This is a genomic window from Streptomyces sp. LMG1-1-1.1 (assembly GCF_040815545.1).
GTDB lineage: Bacteria > Actinomycetota > Actinomycetes > Streptomycetales > Streptomycetaceae > Streptomyces.
Window position 1 is genome coordinate 1 of the sequence record NZ_JBFPNH010000089.1, and the last position, 1,346, is coordinate 1,346.

A 1,346-nucleotide genomic window follows, 5' to 3' on the forward strand; every position below is an offset into this window, starting at 1 on the left:
GTAGTTCGCTGGCTGTATGAGGGCTGGGGAGCTTGCTGCGGTGCGGGGCCGGGTGGAGGAGTTCGCGGCGGAGGTGTTCGCGCCGTTGGTGCGTCGGGATCAGCGGGCGAAGGGCGCGTTATATCTGCGGGGGCTGCTGCTGGACGGCCGCAGGAAGTCGATGCAGCCGATGGCTGAACGGCTCGGTGTCGATCACCAGCAGTTGCAGCAGTTCATGACGACCTCGACGTGGCAGGTCAGGGACGTGCGGGCCCGGCTGGCGTGGCGGGCGGTGGCCGTCGTGCGGCCGCAGGTGTGGGTGGTGGACGACACCGGCTTTCCCAAGGACGGCCGTTTTTCGCCCGGGGTGGCCCGGCAGTACTCGGGCACTCTGGGCAAGGTCGGCAACTGCCAGATCGGTGTCAGTGTCCACGCCGCCTCCGAGGAGGCTTCGTGCCCGTTGTCCTGGCGCCTGTTCCTGCCCGCCGGCTGGGACGGCCCTGACGCCCAGGCCCGCAGGCGGGCCTGCCGGATCCCCGACGAGGAGTGCCACCGTCCCAAGTGGCAGCTCGCCCTGGACATGCTCGACGAACTCGCCGGCTGCGGGCTGCGGCCCGCTGTCCTGGTCGCTGATACCGGCTACGGCGCGAACGCTGACTTCCGCCATGGCCTGGACGAACGCGGCCTGGCCTGGGTGCTGCAGGCCAAGGGCGAGATGACCGCCCACGGCCAGGACGCGGTGCCGCACCAGCCCGAATACGGCGGGCTCGGCCCCAGGCCGCTGCCCCGATATCGCACCCGGCCTGTGTCCTTGCGCGAGCATGTGCTGGCTGCCGGTCGTGGCCGCGGTCGGACCGTGACCTGGCGCAAGGGATCGAAGGCGGCGATGAGCTCGCACTTCGTGTTCCTGCGCGTCCGGCTCGCGGGCCGTCGCCCGAAACCGGCTGCCGACGGCACGATCGGGTTGTCCTGGCTGATCGCCCGGTGGCCCGAGGGCGAGCGCGAACCGGTGCAGTACTGGATCTCGAACCTGCCCGCCGACATCCCTGCCAAGGATCTGGTCCGGCTGGCGAAAGCCCGGTGGCGGATCGAGCACGACTACCGCGAGCTGAAAACAGCCCTGGGCCTGGACCACTTCGAGGGCCGTTCGTTCGCCGGCTGGCACCGGCACGTCACCCTCGTCACCGCCGCCCACCTGTTCCTGACCGAACAGCGGACCCACCCAAAAGCCCCTGCCAGGGCCTGACTCTCTACCAGGCCCTGGGCCTCCTCCAACACCTCATCGCCACCTGGACCGGCACCTGCCCCACCTGCCAACAGACCGTCCCATGGCAGCCCTACGACACCACCTAACAAAGCACTACTAG

The 1,346-nt window shown here is 69.8% G+C and carries 1 protein-coding gene; it reads left to right on the top strand.

Annotated features, from left to right (window positions below; all coding sequences use genetic code 11):
• Positions 1-16 precede the first annotated feature (16 nt).
• Positions 17-1,225, top strand: coding sequence for an IS701 family transposase (locus MRBLMG1_RS36145; RefSeq protein WP_367828402.1), 1,209 nt, complete (start codon positions 17-19; stop codon positions 1,223-1,225).
• Positions 1,226-1,346 lie beyond the last annotated feature (121 nt).

Coding starts and splice junctions, on each gene's coding strand:
- MRBLMG1_RS36145 (WP_367828402.1), top strand. CDS start 17: ATGAGGGCTGGGGAGCTTGCTGCGGTGCGGGGCCGGGTGGAGGAGTTC.